Here is a 14,099-nt window from a genome sequence, read left to right on the forward strand (position 1 = left end):
ACCGACGTGACTGGCGCCTGCCAGCTGCCGGAAGGCGTGGAGATGGTGATGCCGGGCGACAACGTGAAGATGGCGGTCACCCTGATCGCCCCGATCGCGATGGACGAGGGCCTGCGTTTCGCCATCCGCGAAGGCGGCCGCACGGTCGGCGCCGGCGTGGTTGCAAAGATCGTCAAGTAAGCCCATAATTCCGCTTCTGAGTCGCCCCCCAGGGCGGCTGACATAACGAAATGAGGGGCAGGACGCCCCTCGTGTTCGCGCCCAGGACGGGCGAGGCTGGTGGAAAGCGACCTGTTTGACAGGTCGGCTTAACACAAGCTATACTTTTCGGCTCGGTGGACCAGAACTGGTCCGCCGAGCTTGTTTTCCACGGGAACCAGGGCCCCAGGCCCCTGATTCCGACGCTCTTTACCGTATTCAAGGACATCGCCATGGCGGACCAGAAGATCCGGATTCGGCTCAAGGCCTACGATCATCGTTTGATCGATCGTTCGGCATCCGAAATCGTGGAGACGGCCAAGCGGACCGGCGCGCAGGTGCGCGGCCCCATCCCGCTGCCGACCAAGATCGAACGCTACACCGTGCTGGTGTCGCCGCACGTCGACAAGGACGCGCGCGACCAGTACGAGACCCGCACCCACAAGCGCGTGCTGGACATCGTAGACCCCAATGACAAGACCGTTGACGCGCTCATGAAGCTTGAGCTCGCGGCCGGCGTCGATGTCCAGATCAAGCTGACCTGAGGCAACCGCCATGACGACCAAAAATATTGGAATCGTGGGCCGCAAGGCGGGCATGAGCCGCATGTTCACCGAGGATGGCCGTTCCATCCCGGTGACCGTGATCGAGGCTAGCCCGAATCGCATCACCCAGATCAAGACCACCGAGACCGACGGCTACACCGCCGTGCAGGTGACCGCCGGCGCCAAGCGCGCCGCCCTGGTGAACAAGCCGCTGTCGGGCCACTTCGCCAAGGCGAAGGTCGAAGCCGGCCGTGGCCTGTGGGAATTCCGCATCGCCGACGAGGACGCGGGCAACTACGAAGTGGGCGGCGAGATCAAGGCCGACGTCTTCGAGGTCGGCCAGCTGGTCGACGTTGCCGGCGTGACCAAGGGCAAGGGCTTCCAGGGCACGATCAAGCGCTGGAACTTCAAGATGGGCGACGCCACCCACGGTAACTCGCTGTCGCACCGCTCGCCGGGTTCCATCGGCCAGCGCCAGACGCCGGGTCGCGTGTTCCCGGGCAAGAAGATGTCCGGCCACATGGGCGCCGAGCGCCAGAGCATGCAGAACCTGGAAGTGGTCAAGGTCGACGCCGAGCGCGGCCTGATCGCGGTCAAGGGTTCCGTCCCGGGTGCGCCGGGCGGCGACGTCGTCGTCCGCCCCGCGAGCAAAGGTTGAGGAGTTAGATAATGGAACTCGCCGTCATTGGAAGCGGTAAGGCGCTGTCGGTTTCCGACGCCGTCTTCGGCCGCGAATTCAGCGAGGACCTGGTGCATCAGGTGGTGGTTGCTTTCCGCAACGCCGGCCGATCTGGCACCAAGGCCCAGCTGACCCGCTCGGAAGTGCGGGGCACGACCAAGAAGTTCAAGAAGCAGAAGGGCGGCGGCGCGCGTCACGGCGACTACCGCGCCCCGATCTTCATCGGTGGTGGCGTCACGTTCGCCGCCAAGCCGCGCAGCTTCGAGCAGAAGGTCAACCGCAAGATGTACCGCGCGGCCATCTGCGCGATCATCTCCGAGCTCAACCGCCAGGACCGCCTGAAGGTCGTCGACAGCTTCGATGTGTCGGAGCCCAAGACCAAGGCCCTGATCGCCAAGCTCGACGAGATGGGCATCGCCCATCCGCTGATCGTCACCGAAGAGGCCACCGAGGCCCTTTACCTGGCCGCCCGCAACCTTCCGTACGTGGAAGTGCGCGACGTCCAGGGCCTGGACCCGGTCGCCCTGGTGGGCGCCCGCACGGTGATCATGACTGCCGACGCGGTCAAGAAGATCGAGGAGTGGCTGGCATGAACGAGATCAAGATCCTCAGCGTCCTGCGTGCGCCGCGCGTGTCCGAAAAGACCGCCCGCATCCAGGAGCAGAGCAACCAGTACGTCTTCGAAGTCGCGACCACCGCGACCAAGGCAGACGTCAAGGCCGCCGTCGAATCGCTCTTCAGCGTCAAGGTTGAAGGCGTGAACGTGGTCAACGTGAAGGGCAAGCAGAAGTCCTTCCGCAATCGAGCCGGCCGCCGCGGCGACTGGCGCAAAGCTTACGTTCGCCTGGCCGAAGGCCAGTCGATCGACGTAATGGCAAAGGCCTGAGGTAAGTACCCATGGCACTACAGACTTTCAAGCCGACCTCGCCTGGCCGCCGCGCCATGGTGCGCGTCTCCACCGCCGGCCTGCACAAGGGCGGCCCGCTGGAATCGCTGGTCGAGAAGAAGAGCAAGAGCGGCGGCCGCAACAACTACGGCCGCATCACCACCCGTCACATCGGTGGTGGCCACAAGCAGCATTACCGCATCATCGACTTCAAGCGCGACAAGGAAGGCATCCCCGCCCGCGTCGAACGGCTTGAGTACGATCCGAACCGCACCGCGCACATCGCGCTGCTGTGCTATGCCGACGGCGAGCGCCGCTACATCATCGCTCCCAAGGGCCTGGCCAACGGCGACCAGGTGATCGCGGGCAAGGATGCGCCGATCAAGACCGGCAACAGCCTGCCGCTGCGCAACATGCCGGTCGGTTCGACCGTGCATTGCATCGAGATGAAGCCGGGCAAGGGTGCCCAGCTGGCCCGCGCCGCTGGCGCCGGTGCGCAGCTGATCTCCCGCGACGGCGGATACGCCACCCTGCGCCTTCGCTCCGGCGAAATGCGCAAGGTGCCGGCCGACTGCCGCGCGACCATCGGCGAAGTCGGCAACGTCGAGCACAACCTCGAAAAGCTCGGCAAAGCGGGTGCCAAGCGCTGGCGCGGCATCAAGCCGACCGTCCGCGGCGCCGCCATGAACCCCGTCGACCATCCGCACGGTGGTGGCGAGGCGAAGGCTGGCCAGGGCAACCCGCATCCGGTGTCCCCGTGGGGCACGCCGGCCAAGGGTTACAAGACGCGCAAGAACAAGCGCACCCAGAAGTTCATCGTGCGCGATCGCAGGGGTTGATAGGCCATGGCACGTTCTCTTAAGAAAGGTCCCTTCATCGACCACCACCTCGTCAAGAAGGTGGAGGCCGCCCAGGGCAGCAGCAAGAAGCCGATCAAGACCTGGTCGCGTCGTTCCATGGTCTCGCCGGACATGGTGGGTCTCACCATCGCCATCCACAATGGCAAGGTGCACATCCCCGTGCTCGTGAACGAGAACATGGTTGGCCACAAGCTCGGCGAGTTCGCCCTGACCCGGACCTTCAAGGGTCACGTCGGCGACAAGAAGTCGAAGTAAGGAGATATGACTATGGAAGCCAAAGCCATTCTCCGCACGGCCCGGATCTCGCCGCAGAAGGCCCGCCTGGTTGCTGACCAGGTCCGTGGCATGCCGGTGGCCCGCGCCGCCGACCTGCTGCAGTTCTCGGACAAGAAGGCCGCCCACATGATCCGCAAGGTCCTGTGGAGCGCCATCTCGAATGCCGAAAACAACCTCGGCGCTGACATCGACGAGCTCAAGGTTTCGACCATCATGGTCGACGAGGGCCCTGTCCTGAAGCGTTTCATGGCCCGCGCCAAGGGCCGCGGCACCCGCATCCTCAAGCGCACCAGCCACATCACTGTGGTTGTGGGCTCGGGCAAGTAAGGCAGGGACGACGAATATGGGTCACAAAGTTCATCCGACCGGAATCCGCCTCGGCATCGCCAAGGATTGGAATTCCAAGTGGTTCGCCAACAAGCGCGACTACGCCCAGTACCTCACCTCCGACCTCAAGGTCCGTGAGATGCTGCGCAAGAAGCTCGCCCAGGCCGGCATCTCGAAGATCCTGATCGAGAGGCCGTCCAAGAGCGCCCGCGTCACCATCCACTCGGCGCGTCCGGGCGTGGTGATCGGCAAGCGCGGCGAAGACATCGAGAAGCTGCGCAAGGAAGTCTCGGCCATCATGGGCGTGCCTGCGCACATCAACGTGTCCGAGGTCCGCAAGCCGGAGCTCGACGCCCAGCTGGTCGCCGAGTCGATCGCCCAGCAGCTCGAGCGTCGCATCATGTTCCGCCGCGCGATGAAGCGCGCCGTCGGCAACTCGATGCGCCTGGGTGCCCTGGGCATCAAGGTCAACGTCGCCGGCCGCCTCAACGGCGCCGAGATCGCGCGTTCGGAGTGGTACCGCGAGGGCCGCGTGCCCCTGCACACCCTGCGCGCCGACATCGACTACGGCTTCGCCGAGGCCCTGACCACGTACGGCATCATCGGCGTGAAGGTCTGGATCTACAAGGGCGAGGTCTTTGACTTCAGCCAGGTCGGCCAGGAGAAGGTGGAGGAGCGCTCCGAGCGCCCGTCCCGTCCGGCCAAGGAAGCGAGGTAACCTGCCATGCTGCAACCCAAGCGAACCAAGTACCGCAAGGTCTTCAAGGGCCGCAACGACGGCCTTAGCTGGAACGGCAACGCCGTCAGCTTCGGCGAGTTCGGCCTCAAGGCCACCTCGCACGGCCAGCTGACCGCGCGCCAGATCGAAGCGGCCCGCCGCTCGATCAGCCGCTACGTCAAGCGCGGCGGCAAGATGTGGATCCGCGTGTTCCCGGACAAGCCGATCACCAAGAAGCCGATCGAAGTGCGAATGGGCGCCGGTAAGGGCAACGTTGAATACTGGGTGGCCCAGATTGCCCCCGGTCGCATGATTTACGAGATCGAGGGCGTGGACGAAGTCACCGCGCGCGAGGCGTTCCGCCTGGCGGCCGCGAAGCTCTCGGTCACCACCACTTTCGTGACCCGGACGGTGCGCTGATATGGAACTCAAGGAACTGCGTTCGAAGTCTGAGACCGAGCTGAAGGCCCACCTGCTGGACCTGCACAAGGAACAGTTCGCCCTGCGCATGCAGAAGGCGACTGGGCAGCTGGGCCAGCCCCACAACATCAAGCGGGTCCGTCGCGAAATCGCGCAGACGATGACCCTGCTGACCCAGAAGAAGTAAGGGCGAGCCATGAGCGATAATGACAACCAGCTGCGCACGGTCGAAGGCCGCGTCGTCAGCAACAAGATGAACAAGACCATCACCGTGCTCGTGGAGCGCCAGGTCAAGCACGCGCTGTACGGCAAGTACATCAAGCGCTCGACCAAGCTGCACGCCCATGACGAGGACAACGCCTGCAACGAAGGCGACGTCGTCCGCGTCGCCGAGTGCCGGCCGCTGTCGAAGTCCAAGAACTGGCGCGTGGTGGAAGTCATCACGCGCGCCGTGAAGTAAGGAGGCCAGGTCAATGATCCAGGTACAAAGCTACCTCGACGCCGCCGACAATTCCGGCGCCAAGGAAATGATGTGCATCAAGGTGCTCGGCGGCTCCAAGCGCCGTTACGCCCACATCGGCGACATCATCAAGGTCACCGTCAAGGACGCGATCCCGCGTGGCAAGGTCAAGAAGGGTGAGGTCTACGACGCCGTCGTCGTCCGTACCCGTTCTGGCGTGCGCCGCCCGGATGGCTCGCTGATCCGCTTCGATGGCAACGCCGCCGTCCTGCTCAACAACAAGCAGGAGCCGATCGGCACCCGCATCTTCGGGCCCGTGACCCGTGAACTTCGCTCCGAGAAGTTCATGAAGATCGTGTCGCTCGCTCCCGAAGTGATCTGAGGGAAGGAACAGACATGAACCGTATTCGCAAGGGCGACCAGGTGATCATCATCGCCGGTGCCGACAAGGGCAAGAAGGGTGAGGTTGTGCGCGTGGCCGGCGACAAGGTCGTCGTCCAGAACGTCAACATCATCAAGCGCCACACCAAGCCGAATCCGCAGGCGAACGTCGCCGGCGGCATCATCGAGCGCGAGGCGCCGATCCACATTTCCAACGTGATGCTGTTCAACCAGGCCTCGGGCAAGGGTGAGCGCATTGGTTTCAAGGTGCTCGAGGATGGACGCAAAGTGCGTGTGTTCCGCTCGAGCAATGAGGCGGTTGACGCCTAAGGACTTATGTCATGACCCGGCTTGAGAAGTTTTACAAGGAATCCGTCGTACCGAAGCTCGTCGAGAAGTTCGGTTACGAGAACATCATGCAGGTGCCGCGCGTCACCAAGATCACGCTGAACATGGGCGTGGGCGAGGCCGTGGGCAACAAGAAGATCCTGGAGAATGCCGTCGCCGACATGACCAAGATCGCGGGCCAGAAGCCGATCACCACCAACGCGCGCGTTTCGGTGGCCAGCTTCAAGATCCGTGACGGTTGGCCGATCGGCGCCAAGGTGACCCTGCGCCGCGCCAAGATGTACGAGTTCCTTGATCGCCTGATCAACGTCTCGCTGCCGCGCGTCCGCGACTTCCGCGGCGTGTCGCCGAAGTCGTTCGACGGTCGTGGCAACTACAACATGGGTGTCAAGGAACAGATCATCTTCCCGGAGATCGATTTCGACACCGTCGACGCGATGCGCGGCATGGACATCGCCATCACCACCACGGCGAAGACCAACGACGAAGCCAAGGCGCTGCTCGAGGCCTTCAACTTCCCGTTCCGCAGCTAAGACCAAGGACCCAACAATGGCCAAGACGTCTATGGTGAACCGCGACATCAAGCGCAAGAAGCTTGTCGCCAAGTACGCCACCAAGCGCGAGGAACTCAAGAAGGTCCTCGCCGACCCGTCCGCCTCCTACGAGGAGAAGATGGACGCCTCCACCCGCCTGCAGAAGCTGCCGCGCGACTCGAGCCCGAGCCGCGTGACCAACCGCTGCGAGCTGACCGGCCGTTCCCGCGGCGTGTACAAGAAGTTCGGCCTTGGCCGCAACAAGCTGCGCGAGGCCACCATGCGTGGCGACGTGCCCGGCCTGCGCAAGGCCAGCTGGTAATCGCCGGTCCCCCCTGGGGGACCAGCGGATATCGGTGCTCCCAACACCTGGATACAAGGTAAAAGAACATGAGCATGACTGATCCCATCGCCGACATGCTGGTGCGCATCAAGAACGCACTCGCCGTCGGCAAGCCGCAGGTTGCAATGCCTGCCTCCAAGATGAAGCTGGCCATCGCCAACGTGCTGAAGTCCGAGGGTTACATCGGAGAGTTCCGCGTGAACGGCGAAGGCGCCAAGGCCAAGCTGGAAATTTCCCTGAAGTACTACGAAGGCAAGCCGGTGATCGAGCGCCTCGAGCGCGTCTCCCGTTCGGGCCTGCGCCAGTACAAGGGCAAGGACGAGCTTCCGAAGATCCTGGCGGGCCTCGGCGTCGCCATCATCTCCACTTCCCAGGGTCTGATGACCGATCGCCAGGCCCGCGCTGCGGGCGTGGGCGGCGAAGTCATCTGCCTCGTGGCCTAAGGAGACGCACACATGTCCCGCGTAGCCAAGAAGCCGATCACCCTGCCCAAGGGCGTCGAGTTCAACGTTTCCAACGACCAGGTCACCGTCAAGGGCCCGAAGGGCACCCTGGTGCTGGCCAAGCCGGCCGGCGTCGAGTTCAAGCTCGACAACGGCGTGCTGCAGCTGTCCGCCGCCGAGGCCGCCAACGTGCCGATGGCCGGCACCGCGCGCGCCATCGTGGCCAACATGGTCACCGGTGTGTCCGAGGGGTTCACCCGCAAGCTCGAGCTGGTTGGCGTCGGTTACCGCGCCGCCATGCAGGGCAAGGAACTGACCCTGAGCCTGGGCTTTTCGCACCCGGTGGTGTTCCAGGCCCCTGAGGGCATCACCCTGACGACCCCGACCCAGACCGAGGTCCTGGTCGCTGGTGCCGACAAGCAGCAGGTGGGCGAAGTGGCGGCCAAGATTCGCGCTTTCCGCAAGCCCGAGCCCTACAAGGGCAAGGGTGTCCGCTATTCCGGTGAGAAGATCAACATGAAGGAAGCCAAGAAGGCCTGATGGGCTCTTCAGCTTTCCAAAGGTAAAAGACCATGGACAAGAACATCGCTCGCCTCCGCCGCGCCAAGACCACCCGCTCGCACATCCGCAAGCTGGGCGTCGCCCGCCTGTCCGTGCTGCGCACGGGCCAGCACATCTACGCCCAGCTGTTCACCGCCGACGGCTCCAAGGTGCTGGCCTCTGCCTCCACCGTGCAGGCCGACGTCAAGGACGGCCTCAAGGGCAGCAAGAACATCGAGGCCGCCTCCAAGGTGGGCCGCGTCATCGCCGAAAAGGCGAAGGCCGCTGGCATCGAGAAGGTTGCCTTCGACCGTTCCGGTTACCGCTACCACGGCCGCATCAAGGCCCTGGCCGACGCCGCCCGCGAGGGTGGCCTGCAGTTCTAAGCACCTTCCCGCAAGGGCAGGGCTTGGGTTTTCCAGATCCAACCACAACCATAAGCGGCCATAGGTCGTAAGCAACCCCAGGAACCTACATGAGCAGCAACGATCGCAATCGCAACCGCGACGACAGCGACGACGGCTTCATTGAGAAGCTGGTCGCCGTCAACCGCGTGTCCAAGACCGTCAAGGGCGGTCGCCAGTTCACCTTCACCGCGCTGACCGTCGTCGGCGACGGCGCCGGCAAGGTCGGCTTCGGCTACGGCAAGGCCCGCGAGGTCCCGGTCGCCATCCAGAAGTCGATGGAATACGCCCGCAAGGCGATGGTCAACGTCGACCTGGACCACGGCACCCTGTTCCACGCCGTCAAGGCCAACCACGGCGCCGCCCGCGTGTACATGCAGCCGGCCTCCGAAGGTACTGGCGTCATCGCCGGTGGTGCCATGCGCGCCGTGCTCGAGGCCGTGGGCGTGAAGAACGTGCTGGCCAAGGCCGTCGGCTCGCGCAACCCGATCAACCTGGTGCGCGCCACCGTCAAGGGCCTGGCCGCGACCCAGTCGCCGGCCCGCATCGCCGCCAAGCGTGGCAAGAAGCTCGAGGAGATCCTCAATGGCTGACAAGACCGTCAAGGTTCGCCTGGTCAAGGGCCTTCGTGGCTGCCAGGCCCGCCACCGTCTTTCCGTGAAGGCCCTCGGCCTGAACAAGATCAATGACGTCCGCGAGCTCAAGGACTCCCCGTCCGTGCGCGGCCTGATCAACCAGGTGCATTACCTGGTTCGCGTCGAGTCCTGAGCGAGCCAAGGAGAACCCATATGAAGCTCAATACTCTCAAGCCCGCCGACGGCGCCCGCAAGGATCGCGTCCGCGTTGGTCGCGGCATCGGCTCCGGCCTCGGCAAGACCGCGGGTCGCGGCCACAAGGGCTCGTTCGCGCGCTCGGGCAAGGGCAAGATCAAGGCCGGTTTCGAAGGCGGCCAGATGCCCATGTACAAGCGCCTGCCGAAGGTCGGCTTCCGCTCGAAGCTCAAGCACGACACCGCCGAAGTGCTGCTGTACCAGCTCGACAAGCTCGACGCCGGTGACATCGACTTCGCCGCGCTGCGCGCCGCCAAGCTGGTGTCGTCCAACGCCAAGCAGGCCAAGATCGTCAAGAAGGGCGAACTGACCAAGAAGTTCGTGCTCAAGGGCGTGCTGGCCACGGCCGGTGCCAAGGCCGCCATCGAGGCTGCCGGCGGCAGCGTGACGGAGTAAGGCATTGGCTCAGTCTTCCGCAGCTTCGGCCCTGGGTGGGCTCGGTAAGTTCACCGAGCTCCGCCAGCGTCTGGTCTTCGTCCTCCTGGCGCTGATTGTCTACCGCATCGGTAGCTACATCCCGGTGCCGGGCATCGACCCGGAGGCCATGCTGCGGCTGATGGAGCAGCAGGAAGGCACCATCGTGGACATGTTCAACATGTTCTCCGGTGGCGCCCTGAACCGCTTCAGCCTGTTCGCGCTCAACGTCATCCCGTACATCTCTTCCTCGATCATCGTGCAGTTGATGGGCCAGATCTACGAGCCCTGGAAGGCGATGAAGAAGGAAGGCGAGTCCGGCCGCCGCAAGCTGACCCAGTACTCGCGCTACGGCGCCGTGGTGCTGGCCATCGTGCAGGCCGGTTCGATCGCCTCGATGCTGCAGCAGCAGGGCGGCGTGGTTTACCAGCCGGGCCCGGCCTTCGTCTTCACCGCGATCGTGGCGCTCACCGCCGGCACCATCTTCCTGATGTGGCTGGGCGAGCAGATCACCGAGCGCGGCGTCGGCAACGGCATCTCGCTGATCATCTTCGCCGGCATCGTCGCCAGCCTGCCGGGCGCCGTCTTCGGCACCCTGCAGCAGGTGGCCAACAACGAAATCAGCGCCTTCGCCATCCTGGTGATCGCCGCGCTGGTGCTGGGCGTCACCTACTTCGTGGTGTTCATGGAACGCGGCCAGCGCCGCATCACCGTGAACTACGCCCGTCGCCAGGGTGGCCGCCAGGCCTACATGAACCAGAGCTCGCACCTGCCGCTCAAGCTCAACATGGCGGGCGTGATCCCGGCGATCTTCGCCTCCAGCCTGATCATGTTCCCGGCGACCATGGTGCAGTGGTTCGGCCAGGGCAGCGCCCCGACGGGCGAGGGCTGGCGCGACCAGCTCAACCTGTTCCTGCAGAACCTCAGCCAGGCCCTGGCCCCGAGCGAGCCGCTGCACATGCTGCTCTACGGCGCCATGATCATGGGCTTCGCGTTCTTCTACACGGCGCTGGTGTTCAATTCCCAGGAAACCGCCGACAACCTCAAGAAGTCCGGCGCCCTGGTGCCGGGCATCCGGCCGGGCAAGGCCACCGCCGACTACATCGACGGCGTGCTGACCCGCCTGACCCTGATCGGCTCGATCTACCTGGTGCTGGTCTGCCTGCTGCCCGAGTTCATCCGGATGTTCTGGCAGGTTCCGTTCTATTTCGGCGGCACCTCGCTGCTGATCGTCGTGGTGGTGGTCATGGACTTCACGGCCCAGGTGCAGGCGCACCTGATGTCGCACCAGTACGAGGGCCTGATGAAGAAGGCCAATTTGAAGGGTGGTTCCCGCGGCGGCTTCGCCCGCGGCTGAGGGACCACGACAATGGGCGGTCCGCGCGGCAGCTTGGCGCGTGGATGAACCAGCCCCCGTCCCTGCGCTGGAGTAGCGCGGGGCGCCTGGACCGGCAACGGGAAGGGCAGGGGCGGGTTCGTCGCCGGAGCATGGGCACACTCCCCATGCCGGGTTTCCTGGGCCATTGGCCCGGGGGGCTACAAATTTACCCCAAGCTAAGGTATTATTTCCGATTCACTGCGCTCAATTTTAGTTTTGGAGAACGCCTGATGGCGCGCATCGCGGGTGTCAACCTGCCTGTCCAGAAGCATGTCTGGGTAGGCCTGCAGAGTATCTTTGGCATCGGCCGTACCCGGTCGAAGCTTGTTTGCGAGGCGGCTGACGTCGCCCCGTCCACCAAAATCCGGGACCTGTCCGAGCCAGAAGTCGAGCGCATTCGCGCCGAAGTGGCGAAGTACATCGTCGAGGGTGACCTCCGTCGTGAGGTCGGCATGTCGATCAAGCGCCTGATGGACCTGGGCTGCTACCGCGGCCTGCGTCACCGTCGCGGCTTGCCGATGCGCGGCCAGCGCACCCGTACCAATGCCCGTACCCGCAAGGGTCCGCGCAAAGCCATCAAGAAGTAAGGACCTGGCCCAATGAATAAGCCGGCAACCAAGACGAAGAAGAAGATCAAGCGGGTCGTCACCGACGGCATCGCCCACGTCCACGCTTCTTTCAACAACACCATCGTCACCATCACCGATCGCCAGGGCAATGCGCTGTCGTGGGCCACTTCGGGCGGCGCGGGCTTCCGCGGTTCCCGCAAGTCGACCCCGTTCGCCGCCCAGGTCGCCGCGGAGAAGGCTGGCAAGGTCGCACTCGAGTACGGCGTGAAGACGCTGGAAGTCCGCATCAAGGGCCCCGGCCCGGGCCGTGAGTCGGCCGTGCGTTCGCTCAATGCCTGCGGCTACAAGATCACCAACATCATCGACGTCACCCCGATCCCGCACAACGGGTGCCGGCCGCCGAAGAAGCGCCGCGTCTAACGGGAACAGGAGACTAATAGAATGGCTCGTTACATCGGTCCCACCTGTAAGCTCGCCCGCCGCGAAGGCGCCGACCTCTCCCTGAAGTCGCCCGCTCGCGCGATCGACTCCAAGTGCAAGCTCGAACAGAAGCCCGGCCAGCATGGCCCGGTTGCCCGTCGCGGCAAGCTGTCCGACTACGCCAACCAGCTGCGTGAAAAGCAGAAGGTCAAGCGTATCTACGGCCTGCTCGAGAAGCAGTTCCGCAACTACTACAAGAAAGCCTCGACCCGGAAGGGCAACACCGGCGAGACCCTGCTGCAGATGCTCGAGCAGCGCCTCGACAACGTCGTGTACCGCATGGGCTTCGCAGTGACCCGTCCGCAGGCGCGCCAGCTGGTGTCGCACAAGGGCGTGCTGGTGAACGGCAAGGCCGTCAACCTGCCGTCCTACCAGGTCAAGGCCGGCGACAACATCGCGCTGACCGAGCGTGCCCAAAAGCACCTCAACGTCCAGGAAGCGGTGAACCTCTCCCAGCAGATGGACCTCGTGCCGAACTGGTGCGAAGTCGATGCGAAGAAGTTCGCCGGCGTCTTCAAGGCCGTCCCGGACCGTGCCGACCTGCCCTCTGACATCAATGAAGCGCTGATCGTCGAGCTGTACTCGAAGTAATCCATCCAGGAGACACCTTGACCATGACGGTTACCGCCACCCAGGTGCTGCGCCCCCGCGGCCCGCACATCGAACGCCTCGGTTCCAACCGCGCCAAGGTGGTCATCGAGCCGCTCGAGCGCGGCTACGGCCACACGCTGGGCAATGCCCTGCGGCGCGTCCTGCTGTCCTCGATCCCCGGCTTCGCGATCACCGAAGTCGAGATCGACGGCGTGCTCCACGAGTACACCACCGTCGAAGGCCTGCAGGAAGACGTGCTCGAAGTCCTGCTCAACCTCAAGGACGTGGCCATCCGCATGCACAACGTGGACCACACCACGCTGTCGCTGCAGAAGAAGGGCCCGGGCGTCGTCACCGCCGGCGACATCAAGACCGACCACAACGTCGAGATCATCAATCCCGACCACGTGATCTGCACCCTCACCAAGGACACGGCGCTGAACATGCGCCTGAAGATCGAGCGCGGTTTCGGCTACCAGCCGGCCGCCGATCGCCGCCGCCCGGACGAAGAGTCCCGTGCGATCGGTCGCCTGGTGCTTGATGCCACGTTCTCGCCGGTCCGCCGCGTTGCCTACGCCGTCGAGTCCGCCCGCGTCGAACAGCGCACCGACCTTGACAAGCTGGTCCTGGAAATCGAGACCAACGGCACGATCGACGCCGAAGACGCCATCCGCACCGCCGCTGACATCCTCACGGACCAGCTGTCGGTGTTCGGCGACTTCACCCAGCGCGAGCGTGGTCCGGCCAAGGCCTCGACCACGGGCGTGGATCCGGTGCTGCTGCGCCCGATCGACGACCTCGAGCTGACGGTGCGTTCGGCCAACTGCCTCAAGGCCGAGAACATCTACTACATCGGCGACCTGATCCAGCGTACCGAGGTCGAGCTGCTCAAGACCCCGAACCTGGGCAAGAAGTCGCTCACCGAGATCAAGGAAGTGCTGGCCCAGCGCGGCCTTTCCCTCGGCATGAAGCTGGAGAACTGGCCGCCGGCCGGCCTGCAGCAGGGCATGCTGGGCTAAGGCCCGGAATTCACTTAAGGAAACACGACCATGCGCCACCAGAAATCCGGCCGCAAGTTCAGCCGCACCAGCGCCCATCGCGAAGCGATGTTCAGCAACATGGCTGCGTCCCTGATCAAGCACGAACTGATCCGTACCACCCTGCCGAAGGCCAAAGAGCTTCGCCGCGTCGCCGAGCCGCTGATCACCATCGGCAAGGTCGACGGCGTCGCCAACCGCCGCCTGGCCATGTCGCGCCTGCGTGACAAGGAAGCGGTGGGCAAGCTGTTCGTCGAGATCGGCCCGCGTTACCAGGCCCGTCCCGGCGGCTACCTGCGCATCCTCAAGTGCGGCTTCCGTCCGGGCGACAACGCCCCGATGGCTTATGTCGAACTCGTGGACCGTCCGCAGGCCGAGGCCGACGCCGCCGAGTAACTCCGGCGCGGGACATGCAATACCCCAGGACCCCGGCCCAGGC

At 64.4% G+C, this 14,099-nt stretch carries 28 protein-coding genes; all 28 read left to right on the forward strand.

Annotated elements, in window-relative coordinates:
* The coding region (locus N788_RS12280) for an EF-Tu C-terminal domain-related protein (RefSeq protein WP_034225553.1) at window positions 1-180 on the forward strand (180 nt) is incomplete at its 5' end.
* Window positions 181-431: 251 nt separating this feature from the next.
* The gene (gene rpsJ, locus N788_RS12285; RefSeq protein WP_022968186.1) at window positions 432-743 is read left to right on the forward strand and encodes a 30S ribosomal protein S10; all 312 of its coding nucleotides are present in this window, start codon (window positions 432-434) and stop codon (window positions 741-743) included.
* A 10-nt stretch (window positions 744-753) separates the two neighbouring features.
* A complete protein-coding gene (rplC, locus tag N788_RS12290; protein WP_034225555.1) occupies window positions 754-1,401 on the forward strand; it encodes a 50S ribosomal protein L3 in 648 nt (215 codons plus the stop codon).
* Window positions 1,402-1,412: 11 nt separating this feature from the next.
* The gene (gene rplD, locus N788_RS12295) at window positions 1,413-2,015 is read left to right on the forward strand and encodes a 50S ribosomal protein L4 (protein WP_034225557.1); all 603 of its coding nucleotides are present in this window, start codon (window positions 1,413-1,415) and stop codon (window positions 2,013-2,015) included.
* Entirely contained in the window at window positions 2,012-2,308 is a 297-nt protein-coding gene (rplW, locus tag N788_RS12300) for a 50S ribosomal protein L23 (RefSeq protein WP_034225559.1), read from the forward strand. The genes rplD and rplW overlap by 4 nt, the downstream gene beginning before the upstream one ends.
* 11 nt (window positions 2,309-2,319) lie before the next feature.
* Window positions 2,320-3,147, forward strand: coding sequence for a 50S ribosomal protein L2 (gene rplB / locus N788_RS12305; protein ID WP_034225561.1), 828 nt, complete (start codon window positions 2,320-2,322; stop codon window positions 3,145-3,147).
* Window positions 3,148-3,153: 6 nt separating this feature from the next.
* The gene (gene rpsS / locus N788_RS12310) at window positions 3,154-3,423 is read left to right on the forward strand and encodes a 30S ribosomal protein S19 (RefSeq protein WP_034225563.1); all 270 of its coding nucleotides are present in this window, start codon (window positions 3,154-3,156) and stop codon (window positions 3,421-3,423) included.
* A 12-nt stretch (window positions 3,424-3,435) separates the two neighbouring features.
* Window positions 3,436-3,771, forward strand: coding sequence for a 50S ribosomal protein L22 (rplV, locus tag N788_RS12315; RefSeq protein ID WP_034225565.1), 336 nt, complete (start codon window positions 3,436-3,438; stop codon window positions 3,769-3,771).
* Between the two features lie 16 nt (window positions 3,772-3,787).
* Complete coding sequence (rpsC, locus tag N788_RS12320) at window positions 3,788-4,489, forward strand: 30S ribosomal protein S3 (protein ID WP_034225566.1); 702 nt, start codon at window positions 3,788-3,790, stop codon at window positions 4,487-4,489.
* Between the two features lie 6 nt (window positions 4,490-4,495).
* Complete coding sequence (gene rplP / locus N788_RS12325; protein WP_034225567.1) at window positions 4,496-4,909, forward strand: 50S ribosomal protein L16; 414 nt, start codon at window positions 4,496-4,498, stop codon at window positions 4,907-4,909.
* A 1-nt stretch (window position 4,910) separates the two neighbouring features.
* Complete coding sequence (gene rpmC / locus N788_RS12330; RefSeq protein WP_034225569.1) at window positions 4,911-5,096, forward strand: 50S ribosomal protein L29; 186 nt, start codon at window positions 4,911-4,913, stop codon at window positions 5,094-5,096.
* Window positions 5,097-5,105: 9 nt separating this feature from the next.
* Window positions 5,106-5,369 (forward strand): 30S ribosomal protein S17, encoded by a 264-nt coding sequence (rpsQ, locus tag N788_RS12335; protein WP_034225571.1) that lies wholly within the window; start codon window positions 5,106-5,108, stop codon window positions 5,367-5,369.
* Between the two features lie 13 nt (window positions 5,370-5,382).
* Complete coding sequence (rplN, locus tag N788_RS12340; RefSeq protein ID WP_034225573.1) at window positions 5,383-5,751, forward strand: 50S ribosomal protein L14; 369 nt, start codon at window positions 5,383-5,385, stop codon at window positions 5,749-5,751.
* Window positions 5,752-5,765: 14 nt separating this feature from the next.
* The gene (gene rplX / locus N788_RS12345; RefSeq protein ID WP_034225575.1) at window positions 5,766-6,080 is read left to right on the forward strand and encodes a 50S ribosomal protein L24; all 315 of its coding nucleotides are present in this window, start codon (window positions 5,766-5,768) and stop codon (window positions 6,078-6,080) included.
* Window positions 6,081-6,091: 11 nt separating this feature from the next.
* Window positions 6,092-6,631 carry a 50S ribosomal protein L5 gene (gene rplE, locus N788_RS12350; protein ID WP_034225577.1) on the forward strand — a complete coding sequence of 180 codons (540 nt, stop codon included), beginning with the start codon at window positions 6,092-6,094 and terminating at the stop codon, window positions 6,629-6,631.
* Between the two features lie 16 nt (window positions 6,632-6,647).
* Complete coding sequence (gene rpsN / locus N788_RS12355; protein ID WP_034225578.1) at window positions 6,648-6,953, forward strand: 30S ribosomal protein S14; 306 nt, start codon at window positions 6,648-6,650, stop codon at window positions 6,951-6,953.
* A 68-nt stretch (window positions 6,954-7,021) separates the two neighbouring features.
* A complete protein-coding gene (gene rpsH, locus N788_RS12360; RefSeq protein ID WP_034225579.1) occupies window positions 7,022-7,417 on the forward strand; it encodes a 30S ribosomal protein S8 in 396 nt (131 codons plus the stop codon).
* A gap of 12 nt (window positions 7,418-7,429) precedes the next feature.
* Window positions 7,430-7,957 carry a 50S ribosomal protein L6 gene (rplF, locus tag N788_RS12365; protein ID WP_034225581.1) on the forward strand — a complete coding sequence of 176 codons (528 nt, stop codon included), beginning with the start codon at window positions 7,430-7,432 and terminating at the stop codon, window positions 7,955-7,957.
* Between the two features lie 32 nt (window positions 7,958-7,989).
* A complete protein-coding gene (rplR, locus tag N788_RS12370; RefSeq protein ID WP_034225583.1) occupies window positions 7,990-8,343 on the forward strand; it encodes a 50S ribosomal protein L18 in 354 nt (117 codons plus the stop codon).
* Between the two features lie 89 nt (window positions 8,344-8,432).
* Window positions 8,433-8,954: a 30S ribosomal protein S5 gene (rpsE, locus tag N788_RS12375; protein WP_051924637.1), complete on the forward strand. Its 522-nt coding sequence runs from the start codon at window positions 8,433-8,435 to the stop codon at window positions 8,952-8,954.
* Window positions 8,947-9,129: a 50S ribosomal protein L30 gene (gene rpmD / locus N788_RS12380; RefSeq protein ID WP_034225585.1), complete on the forward strand. Its 183-nt coding sequence runs from the start codon at window positions 8,947-8,949 to the stop codon at window positions 9,127-9,129. Before rpsE ends, rpmD begins: the two co-directional genes overlap by 8 nt.
* Before the next feature lie 20 nt (window positions 9,130-9,149).
* A complete protein-coding gene (gene rplO / locus N788_RS12385) occupies window positions 9,150-9,587 on the forward strand; it encodes a 50S ribosomal protein L15 (RefSeq protein ID WP_034225587.1) in 438 nt (145 codons plus the stop codon).
* Window positions 9,588-9,591: 4 nt separating this feature from the next.
* Window positions 9,592-10,962, forward strand: coding sequence for a preprotein translocase subunit SecY (gene secY / locus N788_RS12390; RefSeq protein ID WP_034225589.1), 1,371 nt, complete (start codon window positions 9,592-9,594; stop codon window positions 10,960-10,962).
* A gap of 251 nt (window positions 10,963-11,213) precedes the next feature.
* A complete protein-coding gene (rpsM, locus tag N788_RS12395; protein WP_034225591.1) occupies window positions 11,214-11,570 on the forward strand; it encodes a 30S ribosomal protein S13 in 357 nt (118 codons plus the stop codon).
* A gap of 12 nt (window positions 11,571-11,582) precedes the next feature.
* Entirely contained in the window at window positions 11,583-11,972 is a 390-nt protein-coding gene (gene rpsK, locus N788_RS12400) for a 30S ribosomal protein S11 (RefSeq protein WP_034225593.1), read from the forward strand.
* Between the two features lie 21 nt (window positions 11,973-11,993).
* The gene (rpsD, locus tag N788_RS12405; protein WP_034225595.1) at window positions 11,994-12,623 is read left to right on the forward strand and encodes a 30S ribosomal protein S4; all 630 of its coding nucleotides are present in this window, start codon (window positions 11,994-11,996) and stop codon (window positions 12,621-12,623) included.
* 23 nt (window positions 12,624-12,646) lie between these two features.
* Entirely contained in the window at window positions 12,647-13,642 is a 996-nt protein-coding gene (locus N788_RS12410) for a DNA-directed RNA polymerase subunit alpha (RefSeq protein WP_034225597.1), read from the forward strand.
* 30 nt (window positions 13,643-13,672) lie between these two features.
* Window positions 13,673-14,056 (forward strand): 50S ribosomal protein L17, encoded by a 384-nt coding sequence (gene rplQ / locus N788_RS12415; RefSeq protein ID WP_034225599.1) that lies wholly within the window; start codon window positions 13,673-13,675, stop codon window positions 14,054-14,056.
* Window positions 14,057-14,099 lie beyond the last annotated feature (43 nt).

It is taken from the genome of Arenimonas donghaensis DSM 18148 = HO3-R19 (assembly GCF_000743535.1).
Lineage (GTDB): Bacteria > Pseudomonadota > Gammaproteobacteria > Xanthomonadales > Xanthomonadaceae > Arenimonas > Arenimonas donghaensis.

Excerpts from the sequence above, each read along its gene's own strand:
- rpsJ (WP_022968186.1), top strand. The coding sequence starts at position 432 with ATGGCGGACCAGAAGATCCGGATTCGGCTCAAGGCCTACGATCATCGT.
- rplC (WP_034225555.1), top strand. The coding sequence starts at position 754 with ATGACGACCAAAAATATTGGAATCGTGGGCCGCAAGGCGGGCATGAGC.
- rplD (WP_034225557.1), top strand. The coding sequence starts at position 1,413 with ATGGAACTCGCCGTCATTGGAAGCGGTAAGGCGCTGTCGGTTTCCGAC.
- rplW (WP_034225559.1), top strand. The coding sequence starts at position 2,012 with ATGAACGAGATCAAGATCCTCAGCGTCCTGCGTGCGCCGCGCGTGTCC.
- rplB (WP_034225561.1), top strand. The coding sequence starts at position 2,320 with ATGGCACTACAGACTTTCAAGCCGACCTCGCCTGGCCGCCGCGCCATG.
- rpsS (WP_034225563.1), top strand. The coding sequence starts at position 3,154 with ATGGCACGTTCTCTTAAGAAAGGTCCCTTCATCGACCACCACCTCGTC.
- rplV (WP_034225565.1), top strand. The coding sequence starts at position 3,436 with ATGGAAGCCAAAGCCATTCTCCGCACGGCCCGGATCTCGCCGCAGAAG.
- rpsC (WP_034225566.1), top strand. The coding sequence starts at position 3,788 with ATGGGTCACAAAGTTCATCCGACCGGAATCCGCCTCGGCATCGCCAAG.
- rplP (WP_034225567.1), top strand. The coding sequence starts at position 4,496 with ATGCTGCAACCCAAGCGAACCAAGTACCGCAAGGTCTTCAAGGGCCGC.
- rpmC (WP_034225569.1), top strand. The coding sequence starts at position 4,911 with ATGGAACTCAAGGAACTGCGTTCGAAGTCTGAGACCGAGCTGAAGGCC.
- rpsQ (WP_034225571.1), top strand. The coding sequence starts at position 5,106 with ATGAGCGATAATGACAACCAGCTGCGCACGGTCGAAGGCCGCGTCGTC.
- rplN (WP_034225573.1), top strand. The coding sequence starts at position 5,383 with ATGATCCAGGTACAAAGCTACCTCGACGCCGCCGACAATTCCGGCGCC.
- rplX (WP_034225575.1), top strand. The coding sequence starts at position 5,766 with ATGAACCGTATTCGCAAGGGCGACCAGGTGATCATCATCGCCGGTGCC.
- rplE (WP_034225577.1), top strand. The coding sequence starts at position 6,092 with ATGACCCGGCTTGAGAAGTTTTACAAGGAATCCGTCGTACCGAAGCTC.
- rpsN (WP_034225578.1), top strand. The coding sequence starts at position 6,648 with ATGGCCAAGACGTCTATGGTGAACCGCGACATCAAGCGCAAGAAGCTT.
- rpsH (WP_034225579.1), top strand. The coding sequence starts at position 7,022 with ATGAGCATGACTGATCCCATCGCCGACATGCTGGTGCGCATCAAGAAC.
- rplF (WP_034225581.1), top strand. The coding sequence starts at position 7,430 with ATGTCCCGCGTAGCCAAGAAGCCGATCACCCTGCCCAAGGGCGTCGAG.
- rplR (WP_034225583.1), top strand. The coding sequence starts at position 7,990 with ATGGACAAGAACATCGCTCGCCTCCGCCGCGCCAAGACCACCCGCTCG.
- rpsE (WP_051924637.1), top strand. The coding sequence starts at position 8,433 with ATGAGCAGCAACGATCGCAATCGCAACCGCGACGACAGCGACGACGGC.
- rpmD (WP_034225585.1), top strand. The coding sequence starts at position 8,947 with ATGGCTGACAAGACCGTCAAGGTTCGCCTGGTCAAGGGCCTTCGTGGC.
- rplO (WP_034225587.1), top strand. The coding sequence starts at position 9,150 with ATGAAGCTCAATACTCTCAAGCCCGCCGACGGCGCCCGCAAGGATCGC.
- rpsM (WP_034225591.1), top strand. The coding sequence starts at position 11,214 with ATGGCGCGCATCGCGGGTGTCAACCTGCCTGTCCAGAAGCATGTCTGG.
- rpsK (WP_034225593.1), top strand. The coding sequence starts at position 11,583 with ATGAATAAGCCGGCAACCAAGACGAAGAAGAAGATCAAGCGGGTCGTC.
- rpsD (WP_034225595.1), top strand. The coding sequence starts at position 11,994 with ATGGCTCGTTACATCGGTCCCACCTGTAAGCTCGCCCGCCGCGAAGGC.
- N788_RS12410 (WP_034225597.1), top strand. The coding sequence starts at position 12,647 with ATGACGGTTACCGCCACCCAGGTGCTGCGCCCCCGCGGCCCGCACATC.
- rplQ (WP_034225599.1), top strand. The coding sequence starts at position 13,673 with ATGCGCCACCAGAAATCCGGCCGCAAGTTCAGCCGCACCAGCGCCCAT.